Here is a 16,003-nt window from a genome sequence, read left to right as displayed (position 1 = left end):
TCCCCTCCCCGCGAGGGGGAGGGAGACCAGAACGCTGAAGCTGGTGGGAGCGTCTCCCTCCCCATTCTTAGGGGGAGGGGACAGGGGTGGGGGTCGCCCCGCACCGGCTTTAGTGCCTCGCATCCGGCCGCTTTCCCCCCTAAGCTCCGACAACACGTTCTCCCCCGAATGGAGGCCCTCATGCGCATGAAGCTCGTCGCCCTCGCCCTTGCTGCCCTCGTCTCAATCAGCCCCGCAATCGCCCAGGAGAAAGTCTGGCACCATGGCGGATCGTTGATCGGTGAGCCGAAATATCCCGCGGGCTTCCAGAAGTTCGACTACGTGAACCCGGATGCGCCGGTGGGCGGCGTGGTGCGGCTGAGCTCGATGGGCGGCTTCGACACCTTCAACCCGATCCTGCCACAGGGCGAACCGGCCGACGGCATTGGCCTCGTCTTCGAGACGCTGACCACGCCGTCGCTCGACGAGAACTCCACTCAGTACGGCAACCTCGCCGAGGCGTTCAGCTACCCCGACGACTTCTCCTCGGTCACCTTCCGGATGAACCCGCGTGCCAAGTGGGCGGATGGTAAGCCAGTGACCGCCGAGGACGTGGTCTGGACTTTCGACAAGGTCATCGCACTGAACCCGAGCCAGGCAAACTACTATGCCAACGTCAAGAAGGCCGACGTCACCGCGCCCGGCGAAGTGACCTTCACCTTCGACCAGACCGGCAACCGTGAGCTGCCGCATATCATGGGTCAGTTGATCGTGTTGCCGCAGCACTGGTGGGAGGGCACCGGCCCCGATGGCAAGCCACGGGACATCGGCCGCTCCACCCTCGAGCCGCCGATGGGCTCGGGCCCCTATAAGCTGGCGAGTTTTTCGGCCGGCACGTCGATCACCTATGAGCGCGACCCGAACTACTGGGGCCTGAAGGAACCGTTCAACATCGGCCAGAACAATTTCGCCGCGATCAAGTACGAGTATTTCCGCGACACCACCGCCGAGTTCGAAGGCTTCAAGGGCGACGCCTTCGACTGGTGGGACGAGAACCTCGCCCTGCGCTGGCAGAACGACTACAATTTCCCGGCGGTCACCGAGGGCAAGGTGATCAAGGAGCTGTTCGAGAACGCCTATCGCGGCTCGGGCATCCTGGTCGGCTTCGTTCCGAACCTCAGGAAACCACTGTTCCAGAACGAAGCGCTGCGCGAGGCGATGCTCTATGCCTTCGACTTCGAGGAACTCGACAAGCTGCGCTTCTTCGGCCAGTACGACCGCATCAACTCGTTCTTCTATGGCACCGAGTTCGCCTCTTCAGGCCTGCCGCAGGGCGAGGAACTCGAGATCCTCAACTCGCTGAAGGACCTGGTGCCGGCCTCTGTATTCACCACCGAATACAAGAACCCGGTCAACGGCGACACCGCCAAGCTGCGGCAGAGCCTTCGTACCGCCAACGAGATCCTGACCAAGGCGGGCTACACTCTCAACGGCAACCAGTTGGTCGATCCGAACGGTACGCCGGTGAGCTTCGAAATCCTGCTCAACGGCCCAACCATCGAGCCGATCGCCACGGCGTTCCAGACCAACCTCAAGCGGCTCGGCATCAATGCCACCATCCGTTCGGTGGATTCACCGCAGTATATCGAGCGGGCCCAGAACCGCGACTACGACATGATCTATACCGGTTGGGTGCAGTCGCTTTCACCCGGTAACGAACAGCGCGATTTCTGGGGCTCGGCGTCAGCGGCGCAGAATGACAGCCGCAACTATGGCGGGATTTCCGACAAGGGTGTCGATGCGCTGATCGACAAGATCGTCTTCGCCGACGACCGCGAAACGCTGATCGCTGCCACCCGGGCGCTCGACCGCGTATTGCTGGCGCATCACTACGTGACGCCGACCTACACGCTGCGCAAGTCCCGCATCGCCCGCTGGGACCGCTTCAGCCACCCCGAAACCCTGCCGGAATTCTCGATCGGCTTCCCGACGGTGTGGTGGTACGACGAGGGCAAGGCGGCCAAGACCGGGGCGGCGAAGAACTAGGCATCTCGACCGCGGCGGCAGCGCCGAACTGCGAGTCCACCGGCTCCTCACCCCCCACCCTTGATCCCTCCCCGCAAGGGAGAGGGAGACGACTGATAGGTTTGCGCAGAGGCCAGAACCAAACTCGGTGCCACCTCCCCCTCGACGGGGGAGGCAAGCGGAGCTTGGGAGAGAAGCGAGTTAGCGTAGCTCGGAGGGGGTGCGCGGAGCCACGGTTTCACCCCCGCAGATCAAACCACCCAATCCCCTGCTTCTCCGCCTCATCCACCGCTTCTTCATACCCGGCATCGGCATAGCGCATCACGCCGAGCGAGGTGTCATTGGTGAGCGCATGCGACAGCCGTTCGTCCCCCGCCTCGGTCCCATCCGCAACCAGCGTGACGCCGGCCGAGGTCATGTAGCCGGCATAGCCGCCGCCGCCCGAGTGGATCACCACGAGGTCAGCCATCGAGGCGGTGAGCAGCATGGCATCGAGCAGCGGCCAGTCGGCGATGGCGTCGGAGCCGTCCTTCATGTTCTCGGTCATGATGTTGGGGTGCGCCATGGCGCCGGCATCGAGGTGATCCCTGGAGAAGGCCACGGGCCCCTGGAGTTCGCCCATGCGCACCAGTGCGTTCACTGCCAGCGCCAGCGCGGTGCGCTCACCGTGACCCAGCCAGGCGATGCGGGCCGGCAGGCCCTCGAACGGCACGTATTGCCGGGCCAGGCGGATCCAGTTGGTGACGATCTGGTTGTCCGGGAACATCTCCAGCACCAGATCGTCAATCCGCGCGATGTCGGAGGCTTCGCCGGATAGCGCCATCCAGCGGAACGGCCCGATGGCGCGTGCGAACAGGGGCCGGAGATAGGCCTCGGTGAAGATCGGGATATCGAAGGCGTTCTCGACCCCGGCCTGCTTGGCCTGGGTGCGGATCAGGTTGCCATTGTCGAACACTTCCGAGCCGGCCGCCTGGAACCCCAGCATGGCCCGCACATGATCGGCGATCGAGGCACGGCTCGCCGCCATCAACTGCCCCTGCCCATCCACTCGCAGCCGCTTCACCTCTTCGAGGCTCATCCCCTTGGGCACGTAGCCATAGACGAGATCATGGGCACTGGTCTGGTCGGTAACGATATCGGGGACGATGCCGCGCCGGAGGATTTCGGGGTAGATTTCAGCGGCATTGGCGACGAGGCCGACTGACAGCGCCCGCTTGTCGCGCACCGCCCCCCCGATCATCTCGAGCGCGGTGTCGAGATCCGGTGCGATCTCCTCGAGATAGCCGATCTCCTTGCGTCGCTGGGCGCGGACCGGATCGACGTCGACATCGAGGATCGCGGCGCCCGCCATCCGCCCGGCGAGCGGTTGCGCCGCGCCCATCCCACCCATTCCGGCGGTGAGGATGAAGCGCCCGGCGAGCGAGCCACCGAAGCGCTTTTCGGCGATGCGCATGAAGATCTCGTAGGTGCCCTGGATCACGCCCTGGCTGCCGATATATTGCCAGGCTCCGGCAGTGAGCCCGCCCCAGGCGATCAGCCCCTTCTTCTCGAGCTCGTAGAACACTTCGGCCCTGGCCCACTGCCCAACGATATTGCAGTTGGCCATGATCACCAGCGGCGCCTGCGCATGGGTCTTCAGCAGCCCGATGGGTTTGCCCGACTGGATGATCAGTGTCTGATCCTCATCCATGGTGCTCAGCGTTTCGACGATCTGCCGATGCGCCGCCCAGTTGCGCGCCGCCTTGCCGAGCGCCGCGTAGACGATCAGCTTTTCGGGATCTTCGCCGACGGCCAGCACGTTCTCGAGCAGCCGCAACAGCGCCTCCTGCCGCCAGCCTTTAGCGCGCAGGAGCGGACCAGAGGGGATAGGGAAATTCGGGTGGCGGGGATTGGGTTTTGGCATGGTGGGCGAGCTTACCGCGGCTACCGCTTGGGGGGCCACCCCTCATCCGCCCTTCGGGCACCTTCTCCCACAAGGGGAGAAGGGTCCGCCACCAGCACCTCAGTCGGGCCTTCTCCCTTGATGGGAGAAGGTGGGCAACGCCCGGATGAGGGTGGGGCAACGCGCTCAGAAAGTGATTAAGCCCAGCCCTTCCGAGCCTTTTTCTTCCGCTTCACGCCATCGAGCGCATATTTGGCCAGCTCGATCCCCATCGCCTTCTCGACCGGCGGATAGACCGCCGGGTCGATCACCGAGGAGGAAAGCGGGATTACCTTCTTGGGCACGTGCAAGACGAAGATGAACATGCCTTCGCGCAATTGCCCGGCGCTCAGCGGCTGGCCGGCCGCATCGAGCGTCGCGATCACGTCGGGGAAAGTCGCCAGCCGATTGCCGCCGGCATCGTCGATGGCCATATATTCGTTCATGGTGTGGATGGTGACGGCCTTGTCGCCCTCGCCAAGCACGAAACGACCGATATCGAAGGCCTCCCTGGTGTAAACCAGGTCTTTCTTCGTCACCGCGCCCTTCACGAGGATGGTGCCGCCGGTCGCCTTGACGATGGCATCGATAACCGCCGAGCCGCCTTGCTTCTCGGCCGCGATGATCGCTTCGCCGAGGCTCAGGGCCAGCGAGATGCCGCCGAGCGCGGCGTTGCGCTGCACATATTTGGCGCGCAGCGGATTGCGGCACGAGGCGATGAAGCCGCCGGACATGTCGGCCGCGGTACGCAGGATCGGCGAGATCTTGGCCGTCGCGCCCTTCACCACCAGCTCGATGTAGCGGTTCTCGGCGCGATTGCCGCCCACGGCGGTCTGGATCATCTTTCTGGGGCTGCCGGCCATACCGATCGAGCCCATGTCTCCGGTCGGGTGGGCGCGGATATCGCCCACGGCGTCCACCACCTTGGTGCCGAGGATGGCGCTCGGCAGCCAGGCATTGAGGGTCGAGCTCTTGCCGTTTTGTCCGATCATCAGGCCACGCACCTTGTCGCCCAGCGCCTTCTCGAGCAGCTTCACCGCCTTGACGTAGTCGACGCCGCGCATCTCCCACGGCGTCGTCGAAGCCGGTGCGCCGATCGCGGCGGCGGTCGCCACCCAGTCGCGCGGGTCCAGCTCCTCGATATCGACGAGCTCGGGCTTGCCGACGCTCACCGCGGCATAGCCCAGCATGCGGCCATGATCGGCCCAGCCGCCACCGCCGGCTGCATAGACTGAGCCACCCTTTACCGCGGCTTCCACATCCTTCTCGGTCAGTACGCGACCCAACTTGCTACTCCATCACGCCCAAAAGGCCCCCTCACCCGCCGCTTCGCGGCGACCTCTCCCCCAAAGGGAGAGGTGATCGGTGGCACCATCCCGCCACCACACCACCTCTCCCTCGGGGGAGAGGTCGGCCCGCAGGGCCGGGTGAGGGGGCCTTGACTACAATTCCCTGTCCAACCGCTTCACCGCCTCCAGCAGCACGGCGGCGCCCAGCGCCACGTCGGCCGTTTCGGCATGTTCTTCCGGCGTATGGCTGCGGCCACCGAGGCAGGGGATGAAGATCATCGCCGCCCTCGTCACCCGCGCCATCCAGGCCGTGTCATGCCCGGCGCCCGATGCCATGCGGCGATGGCGCGCGCCCACGGCCACGGCTGCCGCGTCCAGCGTATCAAGCACGAACGGATCGCAAGGCGTTGGCAAATTGTCGGAAATGGTCAATGGCGGCTCTATCGCCACCCCGGTCGCCACTGATGTGGCGTTGACGAGCCCGGTAAGCTCGACGATGAACCGCTCCATGTCCTCGCGCCGCTCCGCCCGCGCATCGATCAGCAGCCGGGCCCGCGATGGCACGACATTCGCCGCTCCCGGTTCGATCGAGAACTCGCCCACCGTGGCGGCAAAATGGAACTTGCCTCGGCTGAGCAGCGTGCCCAGTTCCTCGATCCCGAGCACCAGCCGTGCCGCGGTGGTCAGCGCATCCTGGCGCGACCCCATCGGGGTGGTGCCGGCATGGTCGGCGCGGCCGTTCACCACCAGTTCGATCCGGGTGATCCCCGCGATTGCCGCCACCACGCCGATATCGAGATGGCCATCCTCCAGCACCGGCCCCTGCTCGATATGCAGTTCGAGAAAAGCCGCGATGTCTTCGCGCTTCTCGATTTTCTGCGGATTGCCGCCAACCTCGGCGATGCCCTCACGCAAGGTGAACCGATCGACCTCGCGGTCGAGCCAGTTGTCCGGCCTGACCCCGGCCATGCCACGGCTACCGACGCAGGAGACGCCGAAGATCGATACTTCCTCGGCAAGGAAATCGACGATCTCGAGGTCGTGCTGCAGCACCACGCCCTGATCGTACAATGCCCGCGCCACTTCAAGCGCTGCCGAGACCCCGGCGATGCCGTCGAAGCGGCCACCATCTGGCACCGTGTCGGAGTGCGAGCCGAGCATGATGGTGCCTTTGCCGCTGCTTCCGCGGCGTCGGCCGATCAGGTTGCCGGAGGCGTCGATGCGCGTCTCGAGTCCGGCCGCCTCGAAGCGGCGGACCAGCCACTCGCGACCGCGCAGGAACATCGGGGTGAAGGCGCGACGGGTGTAGGGCCGACCGGGTTCGGTGATCTCGGCGAGGGTGGCGATATCCTCGGCGATACGGGCTTCCTGGGTGGGGAGGTTGCGGGTCATTGGCAAATCGGTGCGTGGGGCACCCCCTCATCCGCCCTTCGGGCACCTTCTCCCACGAGGGGAGAAGGGTCCTCCACTAGCATCTCAGTCAGGCCTTCTCCCTTGATGGGAGAAGGTGGGCGAAGCCCGGATGAGGGTGGGGCCACGCGCGCGATCGTCACGGCCGCACCCACCGCCCTGCCCCAGGCTCGGCCACAGTCGTTCCATCGAACACCTGCCGTCCACGCAGCCAGGTGCCGGCTACCGTCCACGGCAGTTCGATGCCGTTGTAGGGCGACCACCCCACCACATTGTGTCCGGAACGGGCGGCGTCATACACAACCGGACGCTCCACCAGCACGGTGATGTCGGCGTCTTTCCCCGCCTCCAGCGCGCCCTTCTGGCCCAGCCGGAAATGCTTTGCCGGGTTCGCCGCCATCAGTTTTGCTGCCCAGGTCAGCGGCACCCCGCGCTCCAACGCGCCTTTGACGAACAGCGGCACCATGACCTCGAGCCCGGGCACGCCGGACGAGTTGGCCAGCATGTCCGAATTGGTCTTCCGGTCCTCGGACCAGCTCACATGGTCGGTCGAGACCAGCGTCACATTGCCCGCCGCCACCTGCCGCCACAGCGCTTCGACTTCGGCGCGCGGCCGGATCGGTGGGTTGATCTTGGCCTTGCCGCCCAGGCGGCGGACGTCGTTCTCCTCGTCGAGGGTCAGGTAGTGAATGCAGCACTCGATGGTGGCGCCAAAGCCGTGTGCCCGATAGTCGGCGGCGATGTCGTAACCGCGGCTCAGCGAGCAATGCACCACGTGCGCGTCGCAGCCGGTCTGGGCGCCGGTTTCGTAGATCTGCAGCGTCGCCAAAAGCTCGGTCAGCGGCGGCCGGCTCATGCCGTGCGCCCGCCAGTCGGTGATCCCCGAGGCCCTCACCCTGGCCATGGCGGCTCGGACGCTCTCGTCGTCCTCGTTGTGGACGCCGGCGGTCAGGCCGGTCTTCGCCACTTCGGCGAAGGCTTCGGCGAGCAGCGGTGGCGAGATGCGGGGGAACCGCACCGGGTCGGTGCCGAAGGTCGAGAACTTGAACGCCGCGACGCCGGCCGCCGCCTGCTCGGCGATGCGGCTCGCGCCGTCCTCCGGGTTGATCGTGCCATAGAGCGCGAAATCCACCCGGGCCTGCGGGGTGGCATGCGCCACCTTGATCCGCACCGCCTCGGCCGAACAGACGAGATTTCCCTCATCATAGGGCATGTCGACGATGGTGGTGACGCCTCCCGCCGCCGCCGAGCGGGTCGACCAGATGAAATCCTCCTGGTTGCGCTGGCTCAGCGAATGCGTCTGCGCGTCGATGGCGCCGGGAAGGATCAGCGCCTTGCCGAGCAAATGCCGCTCATGCGCATGCGGCGGTGTGCCCTCGCCGACATGCACCACCTTGCCGTCGCGCACCGCCACATAGCCATCCTCGATCACCATGGATGGCAGCACCACCGTGCCGGCGAGGACGAGATCGAAATCGGACATGTTAGTGCTCGCTTGAGAGTATGCCGAAAGCCGGGACGCATTTATCCGGTGGCGCAGGCTGTGAGTTGGGTCCCTGCTTTCGCAGGGATGACATCGTGGTTGGGGAGAGTTCTTTGCTCACGATCTCAACCTCCGTTGTCCCGTCCTCTGCATCAGTGTCCGCTCGAGCGCCGAAAGCGCATCATAGATCAGAACCGCCATCACGCCGACCACCAGGCCGCCCTGGGCGATGAAGGCGATGTTGTTGCTCAACAACCCCGCGATGATCACCTCGCCCAGCGTCGAGGCTGCGACAGTCGAGCCGATGGTGGCGGTCGCCACCGAGATCACGACCGAGAGCCGGATGCCGGCAAGAATCACGGGCGTCGCCAGCGGCAATTCCACTCCGAGCAGGCGCTGCCGGTCGGTCATGCCGACGCCGCGGGCCGCCTCCGTCACCGCCGGCGGCAAGGTGGTCAGCCCGGTCAGCGCGTTCTCGAAGATCGGCAGCAGCCCATAGAGGAACAGCGCCACCAAGGTCGGCGCGGTACCGAAGCCCAGCACCGGCACCGCCAGCGCCAGCACTGCCACCGGCGGAAAGGTCTGCCCGATATTGGCGAGCGAACGGCTGAGCGGCAGGAACTCGGCGCCGAACGGCCGGGTGACGAGGATGGCCAGCCCCACGGCCAGCAGCGTCGAAGCGATGGTGGCGATGGCGACGATGGACAAGTGGCTTACGGTCAGGTTGAGCAGCGAGTTCTGGGTGTAGATCGCCGGCTGGCTGTTCCTGGTCAGCGGCTGGAACACCCAAGCAAAGCTCGTTGGCGTGATGATAAACGCCACCAGCAGCGCCAGAACCACCAGCCGGATGATCAGCCCGGGCTTCATTGCGGTCGCTCGGCCCGATGAGCGATGTCGTCGCGGCGGATGCGGCCGATGCTGGTGCCATCGGCGTCGACCACCGGCAGCATCTCGCGGCCGGTCCACAAGCACTCGGCATAGGCGTCGCGCAGCGATGCATCGGCGGAGATCGGCTCGCCCTGCGCCGGGCCGGGCTCGACGAGATCGCGCACCTTGCCCAGCGACAGCAGGCGGAACGGCCGTTCGCCGGTGCCGATCAGCTCGGCGACGAAGGGCGTCGCGGGCCGGGCGATGATCTCGTCGGGCGGCGCATATTGCAGGAGCTTGCCCTTGTCCATCACGGCGATTCTGGTGCCGAGATGGATCGCCTCCTCCATGTCGTGCGTCACGAGGACAATGGTGGTGCCGAAGCGCTTCTGGATGGCGAGGAGGTCGGATTGCGCCTTGGCGCGGATGATCGGGTCGAGCGCGCCGAAGGGCTCGTCCATCAGCAGCAGTTTCGGTTCGGCCGCCAGCGCCCGCGCCACGCCGACGCGCTGCTGCTGGCCACCCGACAGCTCGCTCGGCATGCGGTCGCGGAACTCGGCCGCCGGCAGCTGGAACAGCTCCAGCAGTTCATCGACCCGCGCCGCGATCTTTGCTTTATCCCAGCCCAGCAGCGTCGGGACGGTGGCGATGTTCTGCCCGACCGTGCGGTGCGGGAACAGCCCGTGCCCCTGGATGGCGTAACCGATGCGGCGCCTGAGCTCGAAGGCCGGTACCGCGCGGGTGTCCTGGCCATCGATCTTCACCGTGCCTGAAGTGGGCTCGATCAGCCGGTTGATCATCCTCAGGAGCGTGGTCTTGCCGGACCCGGAAGTGCCGACGATCACCGCAATCTCGCCGTCGGCGACGGTTAGGCTCACGCGGTCGACCACGGTCAGCTCGAGATAGTCCTTCGTGAGGGCTTCGATCTCAATCACGGCGAGTATCCTTGGGTGAGACCATTTCGACAATTGCATCGAGCACGACCGCAGCGGCGAAGGCGAGCGCCACGGTGGGCACGGCGCCGAGCAGCACCAGATCCATGGCGGTCTGGCCGACGCCCTGGAAGACGAAGACGCCGAAGCCACCGCCGCCGATCAGCGCAGCGATGGTGGCGAGGCCGATATTCTGGACGAGCACGATGCGGATGCCGGTGAGGATCACCGGGAAGGCCAGCGGGAACTCGACGGTGGTCAACCGCTGCCAGTCGGTCATGCCCATGCCCTTGGCCGCATCATTGGCAGCCGGCGGTACACCGTCGATACCAACCACGGTATTGGCCACCACCGGCAGCAGCGAATAGGCGAACAGCGCCACCATGGCCGGCGCAGCGCCGATGCCCGAAATGCCGAGTGCCGAAGCGCCAGGGATGTTCGCCGCGACCCAGGCGAGAGGCGCGATCAACAGGCCGAACAGCGCGATCGACGGGATGGTCTGGATGGCGTTCAGCACATTCAGCACCGGCGCCCGCCAGGCATCGCTGCGCTGGCAGAGGATGCCGATGGGGATGCCGGCGACCGTCGCGAGGGCCAGCGAGCCCAGCGCCAGGGCCAGATGCGTCTCGGCTTCCCGCCAGAAGGTGTCGCCACGGTTGGCATATTCGCGGAGGATCGAGAGATCGTTGAGCGTGCCCGAACCGAGCAACACGACAAAGAACAGCGCTACCGCCGCCAGCACGCCGATGCGGGTCCAGGGCTTCAGTTTCAGTCGCGCGACAGCATCGGCGGCGAGCAGCGCGAAGGCGAAGATCAAGAGCCAGAAGCCGGCCCCAGGCGAAACGCGGGCGATCTTGTCGCCCGGCGGCGTCAGGAAGGTTCCGGCATGGCCGATGGCGACGAACAGCAGCGCCAGGACGACGAGGCTGGTGGCCAGCCGCCATAGGGTCGGCGTCCGGAGCAGCGCGATGCCGATGCCCGCGGCCAGCACGAGCGCCAGGGCCGCAGCTTCCCAACCGGGGAGCGCGGCGAAGAGGCCCCTGGCTTCGCCCAGCACGATGCGGTTGGCGCGGAAGGCGGCGAAGGGGAGGAAAGCGGCGATTGCGGCGAGGGCAGCGATGAGGACGCCGAGCTTGTCGACGGCAAAGGACTTCGCGGCCGGAATCGACAGAGCCGTGCTCATGGCAAAGGCCCCCTCACCCGGATTGCTGGCTCAATCCGACCTCTCCCCCAAAGGGAGAGGTGAGCCGTGGCACGACCACGCCCCAGCACCACCTCACCCTTTGGGGGAGAGGTCGGCGCGTCAGCGCCGGGTGAGGGGGCCTTAAGGTGTGCCACGATGCGAAGCCAAGCCATCACAAAACACTAGGGGTGGGCAGTCGTCCTGCCCACCCCCAAAATGCATTGACCGTGCGGCAGCTTACTTCAGGAAGCCGTTGGTCTTCAGCCAGTCGATGGCGACGTCCTTGGCAGCTTCGCCACCGACCTGAATGCGGCCGTTGAGCGTCTGCAGGGTCGCCAGGTCGAGCTTGGCGAACACCGGCTTCAGCAGCTCTTCGATCTGCGGGTTGGCCTGCAGCACCGCCTCGCGGATGATCGGGGCCGGCTCGTAAACCGGCTGCACGCCCTTGTCGTCGGTCATCACCACCAGGCCCGAGGGAGCAATGCCGCCGTCGGTGCCGTAGACCATCGCGGCGTTGACGCCGTTGGTCTGTTGCGCGGCGGCTGCGATGGTCGCCGCGGTGTCACCGCCCGAGAGGGTCACCAACTGGTCGGGCTTCAGGGTGAAGCCGTAGACTTCCTGGAACTTCGGCAAGGCGGCCGGCGAGGAAACGAACTCGGCCGAAGCCGCGAGCTTGATGTTGCCGTCACCGGCGATATAGGCGCCGAGCTCACTGAAGGTAGTCAGCTTGTTGGCATCGGCAACGTCCTTGCGGACGGCCACGGCCCAAGTGTTGTTGGCGGGCGCGGGCGACAGCCAGACGATCTTGTTGGCGTCGTAGTCGAGCTTCTTGGCCTCGGCGTAGGCTTTGGCGGCGTCGTTCCACAGCGGGTCGTCGGCCTTCTCGAAGAAGAACGCGGCGTTGCCGGTATATTCTGGGTAGATGTCGATCTCGCCGGCGGTGATCGCCTGGCGTACGACGGGCGTGCCGCCGAGCTGGATCTTCTCGGTCACGGCGACGCCATTAGCCTGCAGCACCTGGCTGATAATGTTGCCGAGCAAGCCACCTTCGGTATCGATCTTCGACGACACGACGACCTGGGCGTTGGCAGCAGTTACCGTGAAGGCCAGCGCGACAGCGGCGCCGAGCAGTTTCTTCGAAAGCATGATGGTCTCCTTATTGTTCCGGCCGTGCAGTCCCTGGGCCAGAATTGGGGCCAAACCTATACGGGCGCCAAGGAAAAGTCATACTCCGGCGTGCTACGCGACCGGGCCCAGTGCGAAAAACTCGTCCAGTTGGGGAATGGGCGCGTGGGAAATCAGTTCCGCCATGCTCTGTTCGGAGCCGAGATCGCTTTCGATGATCTCGACTTCGGCCGAGAGCGGCCGATCCACCTGATAGAAGGCCGCGTGCTTCCTGACCTTCTCGTAGATCATCGCCGGCACACCGCTCGGGCGGTCTCCGTGGATATCCATCGCCTGCGCCGAGAGCAGACCCTCGAGCGCCGCGAGGCGCCTGAGCGCTCGCACCTGCCGCTCGAAGCGCTCGACCACCAGCGGCAGGAACGACACCTCGTCTTCGAGCCCTGCCGCCACCACCAGCGACTGCGCCGAGACCGGCACCGACATCGACAAGGCCCGGGCGAAGAGTTCGCCAGCGAGCTTGATGATCGGGCCGAAGCCGGTGGCGATGGCGCCGCGCGGCACCAGGTTGATCGGCAGGTCGCGGCGCGCGCCGTTACTCAGCAGCACGCAGCGGTTGAACGAGTTGCGCGCCGCGTGCGCCAGCGCCAGCTGCGCGGTCTGCAGGTAGATGGTCACGTCGAGCGGCAGCGAGCCGCCCGAGGTCAGCACCTGCTCGTCCACAACCACCGGGTTGTCGTCGGTGCGGCCGGTGGCGGCGAGGACCGTGCGACCGGCGACCAGCAGCGTATCGAAGCCTGAGCCGAACACCTGCGCCATCATGCGCAGCGACAGCGGGTCCTGCACATGGGTGGCGTTAGGCCAATCCCAGCCCATGGCGTTGTGGTAAAGCCAGGCGCCGATCTCGGCCTCGCGCTCGGTCCCCACATGCGCCACGGCCTTCCAGGGGTCGCGCGAGGCGCCAAGCGCGCCAGCGGTGGTGAGGCTGGTGGCGAGCAGCATGCGCATCGCCGAGGCGGCCGAACGCACCGCTTCTGCCGCAGCGGCGAAGCCGACGGCGTTGACGCTGATCGACGCGAGACTGTCGCGCGGCGCCATGCGGCAGGGCTGGAGTCCAGCCTCAGCCAGCGCCGCTTCGGCCGACATGCGCCGGTTCTGATACACCGCCTCGCCGACGCCGGTCAGCACGGCGCCGATCTGGCCCATCAGCCCGATATCGGCAGTGCCGATCGAACCGGTACGCCGCACCACGGGCACGACGTCCTTGTCGAGCAGCGCCAGGTAGGCATCGACCAGACCGCGCGAACAGCCGACCCGTCCGGTCAGGGCAGTGTTGACCCGGATCGCTATGGCGCTTCGCACAACCGAACTGGGAAACGGCGCGCCGGTGCCGAAATGATGCGCCCGCACCAGCCCGAGATTGAACGTCTCGAGGTCCTCGGGCGACCACTCGACATCCTTCATCGCGCCGACCCCGGTATTGGCGCCGTATACCGACTCGCCGCGCGCAATCTTGTCCTCGACCACCTGGCGTGACGCATCGACCCGCGCCATGGCGGCCGCATCGGCCTCGAGCGAAACCGCCCGCGCCCCGACCCGCGCCAGGCTCGAAAAACTCATCGGCTTGCCGTCGAGGCTGAGCGTGCCGTTGGGAGAGTGAAACTGCTGCATCCGCTGGGATTAGCGGGTGCGGGGCGGGTGCGCAATGGGGCGACGCTGGTGCGAGGTCGTTGCGAGTTGGAGGAACCGGTGCCGGCCGACCCCCACCCCTGTCCCCTCCCCCTAAACATGGGGAGGGAGACCCTCACACTGATATCGAGACTATCGTCTCCCTCCCCATTCTTAGGGGGAAGGGACAGGCGTGGGGGTCGGCTTGAACCGGCGCCAGTTGGCGATACTACCCGCGCGTCCCCGGCAGCGGATAGCGTTCCACCTCGCGCAGCAGCTCGATGAAGCTGCCGACCGCGGTTTCCACGGTGATCCGCCCCTTGTCGGCCGTTGCGAGATGCGCGTCGCCGGCGGTGCCGAGCGGGTTGATGTCGCTGGCGATCCAGGCGTAGCTCGTAGCACCCGTGGGCCGCATGTACTTATAGGCCTGCTCATCGCGCGCTGCGACTGACGGGTAATCCTGCAGCCTGTCGCGGTTCACCAGCTCGGGCCGCAAATGCATCACCACCGAGGTCTCGCTGTCGCCGCCGTGGATGCCGTGGCGGCTCTCGATGTCGGAGTAGATGTCCTTGGGCCAGTACTGGCTCCAGCCGGTTTTCACCGCCAGCATACCGGCACGGACCCTGAGTTCGCGTGCCACGATGTCGAGGATCGAGACGTTCCCGCCATGCGAGTTGACGAACACCACCTTCTTGACCCCTGCCCGGGCGATCTCGAGCCCGATCTGGGTCCAGGCATCGATCAGGTTGGTGGCGGTATGGCTCAGGGTGCCGGTCTGCCAGATATGCTCGTTGGACTTGCCGATCGCCTGTACCGGCAGGATGCGAATATCGAGATCATCAGGCACGCGTTCGACCAGGAGGTCCAGGTGACCCTGGTTGATGATGGTGTCGGTGCCGACCGGCAGATGCGGCCCGTGCTGCTCGATGGCGGCGGTAGGGAACACGGCGATGGTCTTGTTCGGATCGAGGCCATGGAATTCGAAGGCGGAGAAGTCGTTCCACCAGATCTTGCGGTAGGTCATCACGGGTCTTTCGCAGAGCACTTTCAGGAAAAGTTGCAGACTTTTTCCGGTTCGAAGAGTGCGACAAATCAAAACCTTGGAGCATTGTTGCCGTTTCAGAGAAACGACGAAAATGCTCGAGGGTCAGCTGGGGATCGCGGCGATCGCTTCGATCTCGACGACGAATTCGGGCCGGGCGAAGCCGCTGACGACCATCAGGGTCGAGGCCGGAAACGGCTCCGGGAACAGCTCGTTGCGCACTTTCATGTACTCGGCGAGGTGCTCGCGGCCGGTAACGAAGGCGTTGAGCTTCACCACGTCGCCAAATCCCATGCCGGCCTCGGCCAGCACGGCAGCGATGTTGTCGAAGCAGATGCGGGTCTGTCCGGCACAATCGGGAGGAATGGTTCCGTCGGCCTTGATGCCGACCTGGCCGGAACAGAACACGTAGCGTGAGCGCGAGCTGACCTCGATACCGAGGCTGTACTGCGAGAACGCGGGATGAATGGATGAAGGCGAAAGCGGCTTATGCACAGGTCCCCCGATGTGTATGCTCAGCTAAGCGTCAAACGTCTGCGAATGTAAGCCCCATTCTGAACCGCATTGCCTATTCCAGCGGCACTTCACTGGATGGCGCAATTTTTGGGCTTTTCTTTTGCAATCCGGCGCGGAATGAATGCTCTGTGTGCCCGCGGGCACCGAAGTTTGCCTAACGGCGGGGCGGGGGACAAGCCCCGACGGATACCTCAACAGGGAGACTAACGATGATCGATTTCACCAAGCTCATTTCGGCTGGCGTGGTAACGCTAGCATTGGGCATGGGCGGCGCCATGGCGCAGGACAAGGTGAGCTTCGGCACCAACTGGCTCGCCCAGGCGGAGCACGGCGGCTACTACCAGGCCGTCGCCGATGGCACCTATGCCAAGTACAATCTCGACGTCACCATCCGCCAGGGCGGTCCGCAGGGCGCCAACCGCTCGCTGCTGATCGGCGGGCAGATCAACTTCTACATGGGTGGCCCGACCACCGCGATCGACGCGGTCAAGGAAGGCATTCCGACCATCACCATCGCCTCGATCTTCCAGAAGGACCCGCAGGTGCTGCTGGCCCATCCGGATGCG

The 16,003-nt window shown here is 65.6% G+C and carries 13 protein-coding genes; 2 read left to right on the top strand and 11 right to left on the bottom strand.

The genetic code is table 11. From position 1 onward, the window contains the following. The first annotated feature begins 180 nt into the window (after positions 1-180). On the top strand, positions 181-2,025 hold the full coding sequence (locus VGV07_RS19355) for an extracellular solute-binding protein (protein ID WP_326870366.1): 1,845 nt from the start codon (positions 181-183) through the stop codon (positions 2,023-2,025). Positions 2,026-2,242: 217 nt separating this feature from the next. On the opposite strand, the gene VGV07_RS19350 is transcribed toward VGV07_RS19355, so the two are convergent. From VGV07_RS19350 to VGV07_RS19300, 11 genes are all read right to left on the bottom strand, one after another. Continuing rightward, positions 2,243-3,907, bottom strand: a complete 1,665-nt coding sequence (locus VGV07_RS19350; RefSeq protein ID WP_326870365.1) for a urocanate hydratase — start codon at positions 3,905-3,907, stop codon at positions 2,243-2,245. Positions 3,908-4,083: 176 nt separating this feature from the next. After that, a complete protein-coding gene (locus VGV07_RS19345; RefSeq protein WP_326870364.1) occupies positions 4,084-5,211 on the bottom strand; it encodes a DUF917 domain-containing protein in 1,128 nt (375 codons plus the stop codon). Positions 5,212-5,367: 156 nt separating this feature from the next. Then, positions 5,368-6,606, bottom strand: a complete 1,239-nt coding sequence (locus VGV07_RS19340) for a Zn-dependent hydrolase (RefSeq protein ID WP_326870363.1) — start codon at positions 6,604-6,606, stop codon at positions 5,368-5,370. 157 nt (positions 6,607-6,763) lie between these two features. Then, entirely contained in the window at positions 6,764-8,107 is a 1,344-nt protein-coding gene (locus VGV07_RS19335) for a dihydroorotase (protein WP_326870362.1), read from the bottom strand. 117 nt (positions 8,108-8,224) lie between these two features. Then, on the bottom strand, positions 8,225-8,974 hold the full coding sequence (locus tag VGV07_RS19330) for an ABC transporter permease (protein ID WP_326870361.1): 750 nt from the start codon (positions 8,972-8,974) through the stop codon (positions 8,225-8,227). Continuing rightward, on the bottom strand, positions 8,971-9,909 hold the full coding sequence (locus tag VGV07_RS19325) for an ABC transporter ATP-binding protein (RefSeq protein WP_326870360.1): 939 nt from the start codon (positions 9,907-9,909) through the stop codon (positions 8,971-8,973). Before VGV07_RS19325 ends, VGV07_RS19330 begins: the two co-directional genes overlap by 4 nt. Further along, entirely contained in the window at positions 9,902-11,089 is a 1,188-nt protein-coding gene (locus VGV07_RS19320; protein WP_326870359.1) for an ABC transporter permease, read from the bottom strand. Before VGV07_RS19320 ends, VGV07_RS19325 begins: the two co-directional genes overlap by 8 nt. Before the next feature lie 237 nt (positions 11,090-11,326). Further along, positions 11,327-12,235, bottom strand: coding sequence for a glycine betaine ABC transporter substrate-binding protein OsmF (osmF, locus tag VGV07_RS19315; protein ID WP_326870358.1), 909 nt, complete (start codon positions 12,233-12,235; stop codon positions 11,327-11,329). Positions 12,236-12,328: 93 nt separating this feature from the next. Further along, a complete protein-coding gene (locus VGV07_RS19310; protein ID WP_326870357.1) occupies positions 12,329-13,882 on the bottom strand; it encodes an aromatic amino acid lyase in 1,554 nt (517 codons plus the stop codon). Between the two features lie 226 nt (positions 13,883-14,108). Beyond that, positions 14,109-14,903: a creatininase family protein gene (locus VGV07_RS19305; protein WP_326870356.1), complete on the bottom strand. Its 795-nt coding sequence runs from the start codon at positions 14,901-14,903 to the stop codon at positions 14,109-14,111. A 123-nt stretch (positions 14,904-15,026) separates the two neighbouring features. After that, positions 15,027-15,416: a RidA family protein gene (locus VGV07_RS19300; RefSeq protein WP_326870355.1), complete on the bottom strand. Its 390-nt coding sequence runs from the start codon at positions 15,414-15,416 to the stop codon at positions 15,027-15,029. A gap of 284 nt (positions 15,417-15,700) precedes the next feature. Between VGV07_RS19300 and VGV07_RS19295 the strand changes: the two genes are divergently transcribed. Further along, positions 15,701-16,003, top strand: a 303-nt coding sequence (locus VGV07_RS19295) for an ABC transporter substrate-binding protein (protein WP_326870471.1), incomplete at its 3' end; no start/stop codon positions are given.

The sequence above is a fragment of the Devosia sp. genome (genome assembly GCF_035944845.1).
Classification (GTDB): domain Bacteria; phylum Pseudomonadota; class Alphaproteobacteria; order Rhizobiales; family Devosiaceae; genus Devosia_A.
The sequence above is the reverse complement of the archived record's forward strand: the minus strand, read 5'-3'. Positions and strand labels throughout refer to the sequence as shown.